Below are 15541 nucleotides of genomic sequence, written 5' to 3'. Positions count from 1 at the left end.
TGCGGTTTTCGCCGCACCCGTTAACCTCCTGCGGCAGCCATGGCAAGCTTGCGCCCGAGGTCAAACTGTCGATGAAGGGGGCCGGGAAGCCTTGGGCTCCCCGGCGATTCTCATAAGCCTATTCGGCAGCGACGCCCATGCGCATGCGTTCCATCTCGATCAGCGCGCGGCGGTATTCGACCGGCATGATCTTGCGGAATTTCGGCCGGAACGTCGTCCAGTCGTCGAGGATCTCACGACCGCGCACCGAACCCGTGTAGTGCACGTGGTTCGAGATCAACTGGTAGAGCCGCTCCTCGTCATGGCTGGTCATGTCGCCAGAGACGTCGACACGGCCCTTGTGGTCGAGGTCGCCGCCATGGTGCAGCAGCTTTTCCATCAAATCGTCTTCTTCCGGAACCGGCTCCAGCTCGACCATCGCCATGTTGCATCGCTCGGCGAAATCACCCGCCTCGTCCAGCACATAGGCGACACCGCCCGACATGCCGGCGGCGAAGTTGCGGCCGGTCTTGCCGATGACGACGACGACACCGCCGGTCATGTATTCGCAGCCATGGTCGCCGACGCCTTCGACGACGGCAGCGACGCCCGAATTGCGCACCGCGAAACGCTCGCCGGCGACACCGGCGAAATAGGCCTCGCCCTCGGTTGCGCCATAGAGCACCGTATTGCCGACGATGATGGAGTCGGCCGCAACGATCCTGGCCTCTTCCGGCGGCCGGATGACGATGCGTCCGCCCGAAAGGCCCTTGCCGACATAGTCGTTGCCGGCGCCGACGAGTTCAAACGAGACGCCACGCGCCAGGAAGGCGCCGAAGGACTGGCCGGCGGTGCCAGTCAGCTTGACCTGGATCGTGTCCTCACGCAGCCCCTTGTGCTTGAAGCGCTTGGCCACTTCGCCCGACAGCATGGCGCCCGTCGAACGGTCGACATTGCGGATGTCTACCTCGATCTTCACCGGCTGCTTGGCCTCCAGCGCCGGCCTGGCCAGTTCGATCAGCTTGCGGTCGAGCACGTCGTCGATCGGATGCTTCTGGCGTTCGGTCCAGTGCGCCGCTTCATGCGGCACATCGGGCTTGTAGAACATCTTGGAGAAGTCGAGGCCCTGCGCCTTCCAGTGCTGGACCACGTCGCGCTTCTCCAGAAGGTCGGCGTCGCCGATGATCTGGTCGATATGGGTGAAGCCCATTTCGGCCAGCAGCGCCCTCACCTCTTCCGCCACGTAGAAGAAGAAGTTGATGACATGCTCGGGCGTGCCCTTGAAGCGCTTGCGCAGCACCGGGTCCTGGGTGGCGACGCCAACCGGGCAAGTGTTGAGGTGGCACTTGCGCATCATGATGCAGCCGGCCGCGATCAGCGGTGCGGTCGAGAAGCCGAACTCGTCGGCGCCGAGCAGCGCGCCGATGATGACGTCGCGCCCGGTGCGCAAGCCGCCATCGACCTGCAGCGCGACTCTGCTGCGCAAGCCGTTGAGCACCAGCGTCTGGTGCGTTTCGGCCAGGCCCATTTCCCACGGGGAGCCGGCATGCTTGAGCGAGGTCAGCGGCGAGGCACCCGTGCCGCCATCGTAGCCCGAGATGGTGATGTGGTCGGCGCGCGCCTTGGCCACACCCGCCGCGACCGTGCCGACACCGACTTCCGAGACCAGCTTGACCGATACATCGGCCGCCGGATTGACGTTCTTCAGATCGTAGATCAGCTGCGCCAGATCCTCGATCGAATAGATGTCGTGATGCGGCGGCGGCGAGATCAGGCCGACGCCAGGCGTCGAGTGCCGGACCTTGGCGATGGTCGCGTCGACCTTGTGGCCGGGCAACTGACCGCCCTCGCCGGGCTTGGCGCCTTGCGCCACCTTGATCTGCATGACATCGGAATTGACGAGGTATTCGGCCGTCACGCCGAAGCGGCCCGAGGCGACCTGCTTGATCGCCGAGCGTTCCGGGTTCTTGCCGCCGCCAGGCAGCGGCAGATAGCGGTCGGCCTCTTCGCCGCCCTCGCCGGTGTTCGACTTGCCGCCGATCTGGTTCATGGCGCGCGCCAGCGTGGTGTGCGCCTCGCGCGAGATCGAACCGAACGACATCGCCCCGGTCGAGAAGCGCTTGACGATGTCGGCCGCCGGCATGACGTCGTCGAGCGCGACCTTCTTGCGCCCGGTCTCGTCCGCCAGCCTGATCTTGAACAGGCCACGGATGGTCTGCGCGCGGGCCGTCTCGCTGTCGATTTGCGCGGAATAGTCCTTGAACGTTTCCCACGAGCCCTGGCGCACGGCGTGCTGCAAGGTGGCGACCGCGTCGGGCGACCACATATGCGCCTCGCCGCGCATGCGAAACAGGTATTCGCCACCGACATCCAGGCTGTTGCGCAACACCGGATCGCTGCCGAAACCATCCGTATGGCGGCTGACCGTCTCGCCCGCGACCTCATCCAGCCCGACGCCTTCGATCAGCGTCGCGGTGCCGGTGAAATACTGCTGCACGAAATCGGTCTTCAGCCCGATGGCGTCGAAGATCTGCGCGCCGCAGTAGGACTGATAGGTCGAGATGCCCATCTTGGACATCACCTTGAGGATGCCCTTGCCGATCGACTTGATGTAGCGCGATACGACCTCGTAGGCGTCGACCTCTTCCGGCAACTCGCCACGCTTGTGCATGTCGAGCAGCGTGTCGAAGGCAAGGTAAGGGTTGATCGCTTCGGCGCCGTAGCCGGCGAGACAGCAGAAATGATGCACTTCGCGCGGCTCGCCGGATTCCACGACCAGGCCGACGGAGGTGCGCAGCCCCTTGCGGATCAGGTGATGATGCACAGCGGCCGTCGCCAGCAGGGCGGGAATCGCGATCCGGTCCGGCCCGAGCTGGCGGTCGGACAGGATGATGATGTTGTAGCCGCCGGCAACCGCCGCCTCCGCGCGTTCGCAGAGCCGGTCGATGGCCCCCTGCATGCCGGCGGCGCCCTCGTTCGAGCCATAGGTGATGTCGATCGTCTTGGTGTCGAAACGGTCCTCGGTGTGGCCGATGGAGCGGATCTTTTCGAGATCGCCATTGGTCAGGATCGGCTGGCGCACTTCGAGCCGCTTGCGGCGCGAACTACCCACAAGATCGAAAATGTTCGGCCGCGGCCCGATGAAGGACACCAGGCTCATCACCAGCTCCTCGCGGATCGGATCGATGGGCGGATTGGTGACCTGGGCGAAGTTCTGCTTGAAATAGGTGTAGAGCAGCTTCGACTTGTCCGACATCGCCGAGATCGGCGTGTCGGTGCCCATCGAGCCGACGGCTTCCTGGCCGGTGGTCGCCATCGGCGACATCAACAGCTTGGTGTCTTCCTGGGTGTAGCCGAATGCCTGCTGGCGATCGAGCAGGCTGACATCCTTGCGCAGCGCGCGCGGTTCGACCGGCTTCAGATCTTCCAGGATGAGCTGCGTGTTGGCGAGCCAGGTCTTGTAGGGATGCTTGGTGGCGATCTCAGACTTGATCTCCTCGTCAGGCACGATGCGGCCCTTGGCAAGGTCGATCAAGAGCATGCGGCCGGGCTGCAGCCGCCACTTCTGGACGATCTTCTCCTCCGGCACCGGCAGCACGCCGGCCTCCGAAGCCATGATGACGCGGTCATCGTCGGTGACGATGTAGCGTGCCGGGCGCAGGCCGTTGCGGTCAAGCGTGGCGCCGATCTGGCGGCCATCGGTGAAGGCGACCGCGGCCGGTCCGTCCCACGGCTCCATCAACGCGGCATGGTATTCGTAGAAAGCCTTGCGGTCGGCATCCATGAGCTTGTTGCCGGCCCAGGCTTCCGGGATCAGCATCATCATGGCGTGGCTGAGGCTATAGCCGCCCTGGAACAGGAACTCGAGCGCATTGTCGAAGCACGCCGTGTCGGACTGGCCGTCATAGGAGATTGGCCAGAGCTTCGAGATGTTGTTGCCGAACAGCTCGGAATCGACGGACGCCTGGCGCGCGGCCATCCAGTTGTTGTTGCCGCGCACCGTGTTGATCTCGCCATTGTGCGCGACCATGCGGTAGGGATGCGCCAGCTTCCACGACGGGAAGGTGTTGGTCGAGAAACGCTGATGCACCAGGATCAGCGCCGTCTCGAAGCGCGGGTCCTTGAGATCCTTGTAATAGGCGCCGACCTGATAGGCCAGGAACATGCCCTTGTAGACGATGGTGCGCGCCGACAGCGACACGCAATAGGCGCCGATATCCTTGTTGTCGTTCTCGGCATAGATGCGGCCCGAAATGACCTTGCGCAGCAGATAGAGCCGGGCCTCGTATTCTTCATCATCGGGAATGTCCGCCGTGCGGCCGATGAACACCTGGCGGTGGAACGGCTCGGACGCCACGATGTCGGGCGCCTTCGACAGCGACGAATTATCGACGGGCACGTCGCGGAATCCGAGCAGCGGCAGCCCCTCGGACTGCGCCGATTCGGCGATGATATCCTCGATATGGGCGCGCAGCGCCGCGTCCTGCGGCATGAACCAGTGCCCGACGCCATACTGGCCAGCCGGCGGCAGTTCGATGCCGTTGGCCGCCATTTCCTCGCGGAAGAACTGGTCGGGAAGCTGCACCAGCACACCGGCGCCATCGCCGACCAGCGGGTCGGCGCCGACGGCGCCGCGATGCGTCAGGTTTTCGAGCACGGCAAGGCCGTCCTTGACGATCTGATGCGACTTCACGCCCTTCATGTTGACGATGAAACCGACGCCGCAGGCGTCATGCTCGTTGCGCGGATCGTAGAGGCCCTGAGAGGCAAAACCGGTTCGGCCAATGTCGGTTCGAGGCGTATTTTTGACGGCAGCCGCTTCCGTCTGCGCGGCCTGGCCGTTCGTCGCAGAGAGCGTCATGTCCGTCATTGTCCTGTCCTCCATCCCAGCCCTTCAGGCGCTGGCCATTCTTCGGTCGCTGATTTGCCTCGGCAAGCGCTTGGCTCACCCTGGTCCTTGCGGCACGTCTTGCGAAATCCTTGCCGAACCAGGCGGCTTTCCGCATGGTTCGCATCTGGTATCGTACAGGCCAGCGTCTGGCCGTCCACCTGTCGCTCGCGGCAACAGCCGGAGAGGCCAATATGTTACGCCAATCCAGCCTGTTTTGTGCGACAAAATAAGACAGCACTACTGTCCTAAATTTTTATGGCAGAATTCCCTGGCGCACACAAGACCGATTCACAAAAAACTTGAGGCTTCCACGACATAAAATTACGTGAAGTTGAGAGAAAACGTAAGCTTCAGTCGCCGTTTCCCGCCTGCCGCCACGGCTGGCTTTAACGGTTTTCCAGCATCTGGCTCTTGCGGTTGACGCGTGAAACCGGTCAACTCCGCGCCGATTTCCCCAACACAGGCAGATGCATGTTCTTCGCTTCCGACAATTGGGCAGGCGCCCATCCCAATATCGTTGCCGGCCTGTCGGCCGCCTCCGCCGGCTTCGCCGCCGCCTATGGCGACAGCGCGCTCGACCAGGCAGTCTACCAGCGCTTCAGCGAGATTTTCGAACGCGAGGTCGCGGTGTTCTTCGTGGCAACCGGCACCGCCGCCAATTCGCTGTCGCTGACCACCTTCAACAAGCCCGGCGGCATTTCCTTCGCCCATCGTGAATCGCATGTCATCGAAGACGAATGCGGTGCGCCGGAATATTTTTCCGGCGGCGCGCGGCTGCATGCCGTCGACGGCGCCCTGGGCAAGATCGACCCGCACAATCTGGAGCGAACCATTGGCCGCTTCGCGCCCGAAATCGTCCATTGGGGACGGCCAATGGCGGTTTCGATCACCCAGTCGACCGAGGTTGGCACCATCTATGGCCTGAACGAGATCGAGACGATTTCGGCCATCGCCAGACAGCATTCGGTGCCCTTGCACATGGATGGCGCCCGCTTTGCCAATGCGCTGGTCGCGCTCGACACCACGCCGGCCGAGATGACCTGGAAACGCGGTGTCGACATACTGTCCTTCGGCGGCACCAAGAATGGCTGCTGGTGCGCCGAGGCGATCGTGCTGTTCGACCTCGACCGCGCCAGGGAGTTGGCCTTCCTGCGCAAGCGCGCCGCCCAGCTGTTTTCCAAGTCGCGCTTCGTCGCTGCGCAGTTCGAAGCCTATTTCAAGGACGGCCAGTGGCTCGATACCGCGCGCCACGCAAACGCCATGGCCGCACGCCTCGCGGCGGCAATCGAGGATTCGGCCCATGCGAAGCTGGCCTGGCTGCCGCAGGCCAACGAGGTGTTCGCGGTGATCAAGAAAGCCGAAGCCGACAGGTTGCAGGCCGCGGGTGCCGCCTTCTACGACTGGCACAAGCCGCATGGATTTGACGGCCATATCGGCGAGGACGAGCTGCTCTATCGCTTCGTTACCAGCTTTGCGACGTCACCCGAGGAAGTCGACCGCTTTGGCCAGTTGATCGCCGGATAGGCGACCTTGCGGATAACAAAAAAGCGGCGCCTTCCGGCGCCGCTTCCGTCTCGGGAGGAGACTTAAACGTTAGGCGGCGGTTTTGGCCTCGATCTGCTTGGCGTTGGCCGGAGCCGAGGTGATCGCGATCTTGCGCGGCTTCAGTTCCTCGGGAATGTTGCGCTTGAGATCGACGAAGAGCAGGCCGTTCTTCAGCGCGGCGCCGACGACTTCAACGTGATCGGCAAGCTGGAAGCGGCGTTCGAAGGCCCTGGAGGCAATACCGCGATAGAGCAGCTCGGAGCCTTCGCCGGTGCCCTCATCCTTGCGCTCACCCTTGACGGTCAGCACGTTGCGATGGGCTTCGATCGAGATCTCTTCGTCCGAGAAGCCGGCGACCGCCATCGAAATCCGGTAGGAATCCTCACCGGTACGCTCGATATTGTAGGGCGGATAGGTCTGCGCGCCATCCGGCTGCGCAAGCGAATCCAGCATGGTGAAGAGACGGTCGAAGCCGACGGTCGAACGGTAGAGCGGGGAAAAATCAACGTGACGCATGAGGTGTTCTCCTGTTGAGCAACATGGTTTGCGTATGGCCGGTGCGAAACCCTTGAGCGGCGTTTCGGGAGGACCAGCGGCCCCGACATTGGCGACCGCATTCAACATTTGGGGAGCGCCCGAATGCATTTCAAGTTTCGCCGGATGGCAAAAACCACGCCGCCTGCCCCCTTGATGAACGGCAGATGAACCGGACCTTCGGCGCGCGTTCAGACCGGTGCCGCTAGAGTGACCTCAAGATCAAGGATTGGCGGCGCCAGATTGCTTGAAGCAATTCCAGGAAAAGTGTGAAGCGGTTTTCCGTCCGGAATTGCGTCAAACAAAGGTGCCGCAACGAAGCCGAACCGGGTGTTAACGTCCCTTCCTCCCGGATCGACAGGGGCCGGAAGTACGCTCTCAAGCGGCTTCCGGCTTTCCCGTTGCCGATCTCCCCTCACCCGGAATTCCTTTGCTTTTGACGCATTGGCGTCTATCACCTTGACGAGGCCAGCCGCGACAGGCTGGTGAGACGCCGAGCACAAAGCGCCGAATGACGGACCTTCTCCACGACACGCCGCTTTTCCACGAAACCGAGGGCAATCCGCGACCGGAAAACGCCACCGGCGGCTTCTTCGTCACACGCGACCGCAAGAAGATCCGCTATGGCCTGTTCGCGGCGGTGGCGCGGCCGATGCGAGGCACGGTGGTGCTGCTGTCCGGCCGCAACGAGTGCATCGAGAAATATTTCGAAACCATCCGCGACCTTGCCGCCCGAGGCTTCGGCGTCGCCACGCTCGACTGGCGCGGCCAGGGCGATTCCGACCGGCTGATCCGCGATCGCCAGCGCGGCTATGTCAGGTCCTTCCGCGACTATACCGCGGACCTCGAGCAGTTCTTCGAGGAGATCGTGCTGCCTGACTGTCGCGGGCCGTACTATATCCTGGCCCACTCGGCGGGTGCGGTGATCACGCTGCTTGCCGCGCCGTCCATGGTGAACCGTGTGCGCCGCATGGTGCTGATCGCGCCGTTCCTGACCTTGCCCGACCTGCCGGTCTCGATCAGCACGGTCCGCCGTATCTGTTCGTTTTTCTGTGCATTGGGGCTCGGCCGGCTCTACGCCGCGTGGGGTCCGCGGCCGAGACAAACACTGCCTTTCGAGGCCAACAAGGTGACGACGGATCCGCGGCGCTATCGCCGCAACACGCGCATCTATGAAGAGCACCCGCAATTGGCGCTTGGCGGCCCGACGATCCGCTGGCTGCAGGCCGCGGCGAAGGCGTCGGAAGCCATCAGCGACCCCGACTTCATGGCCCGGATCCAGGTGCCCTTGCTGATCATCGCCGCCGGTGCCGACCAGGTCGTCTCGACCAAGGCGGTCGAAACCTACGCCAGAAGTCTGAGACTCGGCTCCCTGCTGATGATCGACGGTGCCAAGCATGAAATCCTGCAGGAAGTCGACCTCTACCGCGAGCAATTCCTGGCCGCCTTCGACGCCTTCATTCCCGGCTCCGACGACCCTACGGCCTGACCCATGGCGCTGTTCTCCACGGGCAGGCATAGCTGACACACCGTTGTCAGGAGGGGGGCTTCGGCCAGCCGAGCAGCACGCAAAGTGCTAAAGATTCTGACAGCACGGCCCACTTGGGAATGCTCATTTGCATGCGTCGAATTGAACGCCATGGAGATGAGATCATGACCGAGAAAACCTGCGCCGCCTGCGATTGCCAGCTGGACGCCAACCCGATCCGTGTCAAGGTCGGCGGCAAGACCGTCGAGGTCTGCTGCGAGGAATGCGCGAAGGCGCTGAACGAAGCCGGCGCCTCGGCGTCTGGCGTGAGCGAGGATTGAGCCATGCGCCCCGATCATGCAGCGGCGCAACGCCTGGCTGGCCCAGGCCCGGCGCCGGCAATCCGCACCGAAACCCTCCGGCGGCCCCTGCTCGCCCAATGTGTTGCCGTGGCCAGATGGCTTGGCGGTCAGATGGAGAAACGCCGAAGCCGCCTTGCCTTGCTCGAAATGAGCGACGAACAGCTCAAGGACATCGGCCTGTCACGCGGCCAGGTCTATTCGGAGTTCAAGCGCCAATTGCGGGACTGAGGCGCGTTTTCGAGAAGTCTCCTGACAGGAATGGGCAGGCCGTTCGCGTAAAGTGCCACCGCGATGCCGGGGTGATTTTCGGCGAGAGGAAAGCGCAGCCGCCATGTCACTATTCACGGTTCAGCCGCTTCTCGATACCGGCATCGTCAGGGTGCGGGACATCGTCTGCAGCGGCGAATGCCGTCACAGGAGTGATGAAGAATGCACGTCGGCCACGCATTTGGTGTTTCCCTATCGCGGCGTCTTCGTGCGCCATGTCGGCCGCAACGACGCTGTCGCGGAAGCCAACCAGCTGCTGTTCTTCAATGAGGCCGAGCCCTATCGGGTCAGCCACCCCGTCGAGGGCGGCGATGCCTGCCTAGACCTCGTCATGGAGGAGGGCCAATTGCGCGAACTGGCGCCGAAGGAGCAGATGCGTGCAGGCGACCGCCTGGCGTTTCGGCGCCAGCGCCGGCGCATCGACCCGCGCGCTCAGGCACTGGTGGCAATGCTGCGCCACAGCCTGAGCCGCGGTATCGCCGAAACGCTGGAAGCCGAGACGCTTGCCCTGACACTGGTGCGGCGCTCGCTCGGCGAGCGCACCTCGCATGTCGCGGGTGCCAGCCCCGGACGGCAGAAGCTGGTCGACCGGGCCAAGCTCGTGCTGTCGTCGGACCTGTCGCGGCGCTGGACGCTGGCCGAGATCGCCGCCGAGGTCGGCGTTTCGCCGGTCTATCTGACCCAGGTGTTCCAGCAGGTCGAGGCCATGCCGCTCTATCGCTATCATCTGCGCCTGCGTCTGGCGCGCGGGCTCGACCTGCTCGGCCGCTACGACAATCTGACCACGCTGGGCATGGACCTCGGCTTTTCCAGCCACAGCCATTTCAGCGCGTCGTTCAAGCAGGTCTATGGCCGTACGCCGGCGGAATTCCGGCGCTCGATCAGATCGCGCTGAAGCCGATCAGCCGCGCAGGGCAGCCATGGCGGCCGCGTGAAGCTCCGGCGTCGCCGCCGCCAGCACATCTCCACCCTTTTCCGCCGGTCCGCCATCGAAGGTGGTGACGACACCACCCGCCTTCTCGATGATCGGGATCAGCGCCACGATATCGTAGGGCTTCAGGCCGGGGTCGGCGACGATGTCGACGCTTCCCGAGGCGATCATGGCGAAGGCATAGCAATCGGCGCCGTAGCGGGCGAGCTGGACCTGCTTCTCGAACGCGTCATAGCGCGTGCGGGCCTTGCCCTTGAACAGCGCCGGCGTCGTGGTGAACAGCGTTGCCTCGTCGAGTTTTGTCGTCTTGCGGGTCGAAAGTTGGCGCGGTCCGCCCGGCCCTTCATAGTGCGAGCCGGAGGCGTTGGCGTAGAACAGTTCGCCGGTGAAGGGCTGCGCCATCATGCCGGCAACCGCGTCGCCGTCGACCGTCAGCCCGACCAGCGTCCCCCACACCGGCAGGCCGGAGATGAAGGCCCGCGTGCCGTCGATCGGGTCGATCACCCAGACATGTCGGCTGGAGATGTTCTCGCTGCCATGCTCCTCGCCGAGAATGCCATGGTCGGGATACTGAGCCGATATCAGCGCCCTGATGGCGCGTTCCGTCTCCCGATCGGCTTCCGTGACCGGATCGAAACTGCCCTTCTCCTTGTTGGCCACGGCACCCTGGGCGCGAAAGCGCGGCAGGGTTTCCGCGGCTGCCGCCTGCGCGATACGGCGCATGAAATCGATGCTGACGTCCAACTGATTCTCCCGCATTGCCGAGTGCCCAACCGGGCTCTGCCGACACTTCCCCGCCAAAACAAGCCTGTTTATCGATTTATTCGCCGGGACAGATGTTGCCAAAATGTCACATCAACGTCATCGAAACGCAATTTCCACATCACTCTGATTTAAAAAAGCCTGAAGATCGCTTGACATTTGTGCACCGCACAATACCCTCGACCTCGGACAGGTTTTCCTGTCCATGCCCTCCTTGGGCGTTTCCTCCCTAGACTTCGACCGTATCGTGAAAACGATGCGGTCTTTTTTTACGCTGCGGTTTCAATGGCATGTCGCAGAGGAGTGCCTGGCGGTTTCGCGACAACGACATGCACGACCTGATTTCACTCCGCGGCCAGCGGCAGGTCGATGAAGTGATGGTCCGGCATTGCCATCAGATCCGCTGAAAATCGCGTCAGGTCATCGGCCAGCGCGTCGAAGCCGGCGGCCTTCTCAAACGTCCGCTCATTCATGTAGAGCCCGCGATTGACCTCGATCTGCAACGCATGCAGATGGCGCGCCGGGCGGCCATAATGCTCGGTGATGAAGCCGCCTGCATAAGGCTTGTTGTGGGCGACGGTATAGCCCATGGCGGTCAGCAGGCCGATCGCTGTCTCGGTCAGGGCAGCGGTGGCCGAAATGCCGAAACGGTCGCCGATGATGAAATCGGGCCGCAGTCCGCTGTCGCCAACACGGATGCTCGCCGGCATCGAATGGCAGTCGATCAGCACGGCAAAGCCGAAGCGGGCATGGGTCCTGGTCAAAAGCCGCTTCAGCGTTTCGTGATAGGGTTTGTAGACGGCCTCGATGCGGGCAACGGCTTCGGCCAGCGGCAAGCGGCCGGAATAAATGTCGAGCCCCTCGCCCACCAGCTTCGGCACGGTGCCAAGCCCGCCCGCCACCCGCGCCGAGCGGATGTTGCAGAAGGATGGCACCGGCTCGGCGAACATGCGCGGGTCGAGTTCCCATGGCTCGCGATTGACGTCGAGATAGGCGCGAGGGAAATTCGCCGCCAGCATCGGTGCGCCCAGCGCCACGGCGCCGCCGAACAATTCATCGACGTAGCAATCCTCCGAGCGGCGGATGGCGTTGCGGTCGAGCCTTGCCATGGCAAGGAACCGCTCGGGATAGTAGCGACCGCTATGCGGCGAGTTGAACAGGAAGGGGACGCGCTGCTCGGCGCCCGATCGGATTTCGAAGGGTTGAACGACCGAAAAATCCTCGGCTGCCGTCTTCAATTTGCACGAACCCGAAAACACCAATGCATCATCGCATGAAAGTGCCACCTTGCTGGCCGCATGTCCAGCATTTCGCCATCCGCATCGCCTTGCCGAATGCGGATAATGCTTCGCCGCGTTCACTTGATGTTTACCGTCACCTCCTCATATACAGGATGGTTAACGGGCTGCCCGGGCGGCAGTCTCGGGCGGGTGATTCGGACGGGATATCATGGCACGCATTCTTCTGGCGGAAGACGACGACGATATGCGTCGGTTCCTCGTCAAGGCGCTGGAACGCGCCGGCTACCAGGTCAGCGATTTCGACAACGGCGCCAGCGCCTACGAGCGGCTGCGCGAAGAGCCGTTCTCGCTGCTGTTGACCGACATCGTCATGCCGGAGATGGACGGGATCGAGTTGGCACGACGCGCCACCGAGATCGATCCCGACCTCAAGGTCATGTTCATCACCGGTTTCGCCGCTGTTGCGCTGAACCCGGATTCCAAGGCGCCGAAAGACGCCAAGGTGCTATCAAAACCCTTCCATCTGCGCGATCTCGTCAATGAGGTCGAGAAGATGCTGCAGGCGGCCTGAGCCGCTTTCCGCGAAGGCATCGCCGCTGCGGCGAGACGACGCCTTCTTTCCTTTTTCCTGCTATTGACGCGCCGGACCAAAAGTGGTGTATGCGCGGCTTCGGATGGGCGTGTAGCTCAGCGGGAGAGCACTGCATTGACATTGCAGGGGTCACAGGTTCAATCCCTGTCACGCCCACCATCCTTTCAAATACCCAGCTAAGCCCTTCTGCCGGTTGGCACGGAAATCCGGCCCAAACCTCGGCCGCGTTCCTCTGAAAATCAACGTGGTGGTAATAGACCTTATCGCCACGCCGCGCCCCATGTGGCTCACGACACCCAGATAGACCGATACGGGTTCACCGGCCTGCCCGGCGGCTCGTCACGCGCGATGTCGTCGAGCATCTTCCATCCGCGCAAATGTGCGCTGATTCGCCTTCCCAGCCGCACCGGCGGCTGACGCTTGTTTGTTTCCGCAACGCCCTTCCCGAGCCGATGCATCACGCCGCATTGGCTGTCGATCCGACCCATTCTTTTCGCTTGGGGTCGAGGTAGAGGCGGGCTGTCGCGAAAGCCAGCAGTTGGGGGAATCGCACACCGGCTTCCTTCATATGAATGAAGCTACGGGTTTCAGATCGGCACATATTGATGGAACTGAAGGCCCATGAGGCATCAGGTTAGTTAGGCTGCTCAAGGCCCACCCGCCATAGCGTGGCCGCCGGACAACCGCATACGCATGGCAGGTGACTGCAGACCATGATTATCTGGTGGAGCAAGGAGCATACCGGAAGACCAACCTCGCCAACTGATCAAGCGCAACGGCAGCGATCTTGAAACGCTGATGCTACGCCAGGAGATCGGTTTGACGTGGCAAGGAGTATCGCGGCTGGAGTTCGAAGAACTGCAGCGCACGCGAGCATTTGGCCAATGGCTCCGTCGCCGATCGACGCACGAACCAAGCTGTACGAGCGAACGCTTCGCTGACCGCTGGTCACCGAACAAGGCTCCGATGCGCGGCGGCAGCTTCTTGGAACGCTGTCTGAACGGCGGTCTTTCAGGGGCGGCCGGGTGGGTTGTCCGCGGTTCGGAATCGTCTCCGAGACCTGTGCACGTCCAACGCAACGATCACCGCGGCTTTGTCGTCAATACTCTACAAAATACGGGGGGTCGTCATGCCTGGCACGGGTGAACGCATCGATCAGGCTCCGACCCATCATCGCAATCGCTGGGGCGTAGCAGCCCTATGTGCCAAATTGACCATGATCGCCGTTTTCGTGGCGATCACCAGTTTCGACTTCTGGGACCGCGTCGGAAATCTCTTCGCCAACGGGCGCTTCACCACCCTGGCTCCATTCCTCGCAATCTGGGGACTGGCCATGGTGGCGTTGTTGTTTGCGTCATTCCAGCCCCGGTTCGTCACACGCCTGTTATGGGCCGTGCCGCTTGCACTGTCGAGCGCGGCAGCCTGGGTCTATTTCCAGGCAAGTCACGCCGATCTGTCGGTCTTCGATATCCTTTCCCTCTGGGCGAGCCGCAATTCCATCGGCGAGGCCGCCGGTTTCTACGATCGGCTGATCTGGCCCGCCGTGGCGATCATGGCCTTTGGCGTGACGTCGATTTCGATTCCGCCGGCAGTGACAGGCGCCCGGCTCTCGAGATGGGTAGGGCGCATGGCGTGGCTCCCACTGCTGCCGATCCTGATTATTGCAGCCGTGGTCTATGCCAAGGACGGAGGCGGCTCCTCCGGCCTGCCGAAGCAGTTTGCTCCGCTGGCTCTGTCCGCAATGGCCGCGGAGCGGATCGTGACACAAGGCGCCCCGGAGCGCCGCGCCGTCACATGGAACGCCACGGCGCAGGTCAGGCCTCGCAACATCGTCATGATGATCGACGAAAGCGTTCGCGCCGATTTCGTCGATCTCTCGCCTGGCAATTCGTACACACCTAACATCGCCGCCCTCGCCGACAGATTCGTCGATTTCGGTCCCGCCGTGTCCGGCGGCGACTGCAGTGTTTATTCGAACGCCATACTGCGCCTCACGGCGTCGCGCCGCGATCTCGCCCATTCCGTCAATACCAACCCAACGATCTGGCAATACGCGAAGAAGGCCGGATACCGAACGGTATATATCGACGCGCAGTCGACCGCCAAGGCAGTCGTCCTCCTGGGGAGCACGAATTTCATGACGGTGCGAGAAAAGCGTGACATCGACAAGGCCTATTTCATAGACGACGTGCAGATGGACCGCGCCGATTTCCGGTTGATCGACATCCTACGCGGCGAGTTGGCCGGCAGCCGGCCAGTCTTCATTTACGCCAATAAGAACGGCGCGCATTTTCCCTATGACTGGTCCTATCCTGCATCGGAAGCCGTCTACGGACCGACAGTCACGTCGGCCGGCAAGGACACGGTCGCGACACGCTTGGCGTCGTACCGCAATGCGGTCCGCTGGTCGGTCGACCACTTCATGAAAAAGCTGTTCGAGAGCGCCGATCTTTCGAATACCGCGATGATCTATACGTCCGACCACGGACAGGCGATGAAAGTCGGCAAATCGACCCACTGCACCATCTATGATCCCGATCCGCGTGTGGGTCTTGTTCCATTGATGGCCTATACCGCCGATCCGACGCTGAGGGCGCGTTTCGCAATCGGCGCCGCGGCCAATCGCGGCAAGGCGAGCCATTTCCAGATCGTTCCCACCGTGCTGGAATTGATGGGGTATAGTCCCGCCGACATCGCGTCCGAATACGACGAGTCGCTCTTCGCCGCGACGTCCCGCCCTCCGCAATTCACCAGCGGTGACATCTTTGGGTTGTTCTCCGACTCCGTGCACTGGAATTCGATAGATCTGTCACTGCACTACCTCGAGCCTGACGCGCAAAGATTGCAGCCGAATATGGCGTCAGCGAAGGCCGATGGCCCCTAACGGGGGTTACATTGCAATGAGCTTGGCGGGCTTGATCCCAGACACCAGATCAGTGGGTCGGCAGATGGTGCCCTCCATCGCCTGT

General features: G+C 62.6%; 12 protein-coding genes and 1 tRNA gene. 8 read left to right on the top strand and 5 right to left on the bottom strand.

The genetic code is table 11. The features are described 5' to 3' along the window. Positions 1-118: 118 nt before the first annotated feature. Positions 119-4849 (bottom strand): glutamate synthase large subunit, encoded by a 4731-nt coding sequence (gltB, locus tag EB231_RS10225; RefSeq protein ID WP_172348697.1) that lies wholly within the window; start codon positions 4847-4849, stop codon positions 119-121. 492 nt (positions 4850-5341) lie between these two features. Between gltB and EB231_RS10220 the strand changes: the two genes are divergently transcribed. Beyond that, positions 5342-6394: a threonine aldolase family protein gene (locus tag EB231_RS10220; RefSeq protein WP_172348696.1), complete on the top strand. Its 1053-nt coding sequence runs from the start codon at positions 5342-5344 to the stop codon at positions 6392-6394. Between the two features lie 69 nt (positions 6395-6463). Here EB231_RS10220 and EB231_RS10215 read toward each other — a convergent pair whose 3' ends face one another. Further along, complete coding sequence (locus EB231_RS10215; protein WP_172348695.1) at positions 6464-6931, bottom strand: Hsp20 family protein; 468 nt, start codon at positions 6929-6931, stop codon at positions 6464-6466. Between the two features lie 529 nt (positions 6932-7460). Here EB231_RS10215 and EB231_RS10210 point away from each other — a divergent pair. From EB231_RS10210 to EB231_RS10195, 4 genes are all read left to right on the top strand, one after another. After that, a complete protein-coding gene (locus EB231_RS10210) occupies positions 7461-8438 on the top strand; it encodes an alpha/beta fold hydrolase (RefSeq protein WP_172348694.1) in 978 nt (325 codons plus the stop codon). A 164-nt stretch (positions 8439-8602) separates the two neighbouring features. Further along, on the top strand, positions 8603-8758 hold the full coding sequence (locus EB231_RS10205) for a hypothetical protein (protein ID WP_171883282.1): 156 nt from the start codon (positions 8603-8605) through the stop codon (positions 8756-8758). A 3-nt stretch (positions 8759-8761) separates the two neighbouring features. Further along, a complete protein-coding gene (locus EB231_RS10200; RefSeq protein ID WP_172348693.1) occupies positions 8762-9007 on the top strand; it encodes a DUF1127 domain-containing protein in 246 nt (81 codons plus the stop codon). A gap of 103 nt (positions 9008-9110) precedes the next feature. Continuing rightward, positions 9111-9941: a helix-turn-helix transcriptional regulator gene (locus tag EB231_RS10195; RefSeq protein ID WP_172348692.1), complete on the top strand. Its 831-nt coding sequence runs from the start codon at positions 9111-9113 to the stop codon at positions 9939-9941. 6 nt (positions 9942-9947) lie between these two features. Here EB231_RS10195 and hisN read toward each other — a convergent pair whose 3' ends face one another. Then, on the bottom strand, positions 9948-10721 hold the full coding sequence (gene hisN, locus EB231_RS10190; RefSeq protein ID WP_172348691.1) for a histidinol-phosphatase: 774 nt from the start codon (positions 10719-10721) through the stop codon (positions 9948-9950). 362 nt (positions 10722-11083) lie between these two features. After that, positions 11084-12025 carry an N-formylglutamate amidohydrolase gene (locus tag EB231_RS10185; RefSeq protein WP_140771865.1) on the bottom strand — a complete coding sequence of 314 codons (942 nt, stop codon included), beginning with the start codon at positions 12023-12025 and terminating at the stop codon, positions 11084-11086. Positions 12026-12188: 163 nt separating this feature from the next. Here EB231_RS10185 and cpdR point away from each other — a divergent pair, with 163 nt between their 5' ends. Both cpdR and EB231_RS10175 read left to right on the top strand, forming a co-directional pair. Next, positions 12189-12551: a cell cycle two-component system response regulator CpdR gene (gene cpdR / locus EB231_RS10180; protein WP_006199474.1), complete on the top strand. Its 363-nt coding sequence runs from the start codon at positions 12189-12191 to the stop codon at positions 12549-12551. Positions 12552-12656: 105 nt separating this feature from the next. Beyond that, positions 12657-12731 (top strand) — tRNA-Val (locus tag EB231_RS10175). 128 nt (positions 12732-12859) lie between these two features. Here EB231_RS10175 and EB231_RS10170 read toward each other — a convergent pair. Next, positions 12860-13060, bottom strand: a complete 201-nt coding sequence (locus EB231_RS10170) for a hypothetical protein (protein WP_172348690.1) — start codon at positions 13058-13060, stop codon at positions 12860-12862. Positions 13061-14124: 1064 nt separating this feature from the next. Here EB231_RS10170 and EB231_RS10165 point away from each other — a divergent pair. Further along, on the top strand, positions 14125-15456 hold the full coding sequence (locus tag EB231_RS10165) for a sulfatase-like hydrolase/transferase (protein WP_246741008.1): 1332 nt from the start codon (positions 14125-14127) through the stop codon (positions 15454-15456). Positions 15457-15541: the final 85 nt, after the last annotated feature.

The sequence above is a fragment of the Mesorhizobium sp. NZP2298 genome (assembly GCF_013170825.1).
In the GTDB taxonomy this organism is placed as follows: domain Bacteria; phylum Pseudomonadota; class Alphaproteobacteria; order Rhizobiales; family Rhizobiaceae; genus Mesorhizobium.
This window is presented reverse-complemented; position numbering and strand designations above follow the sequence as displayed.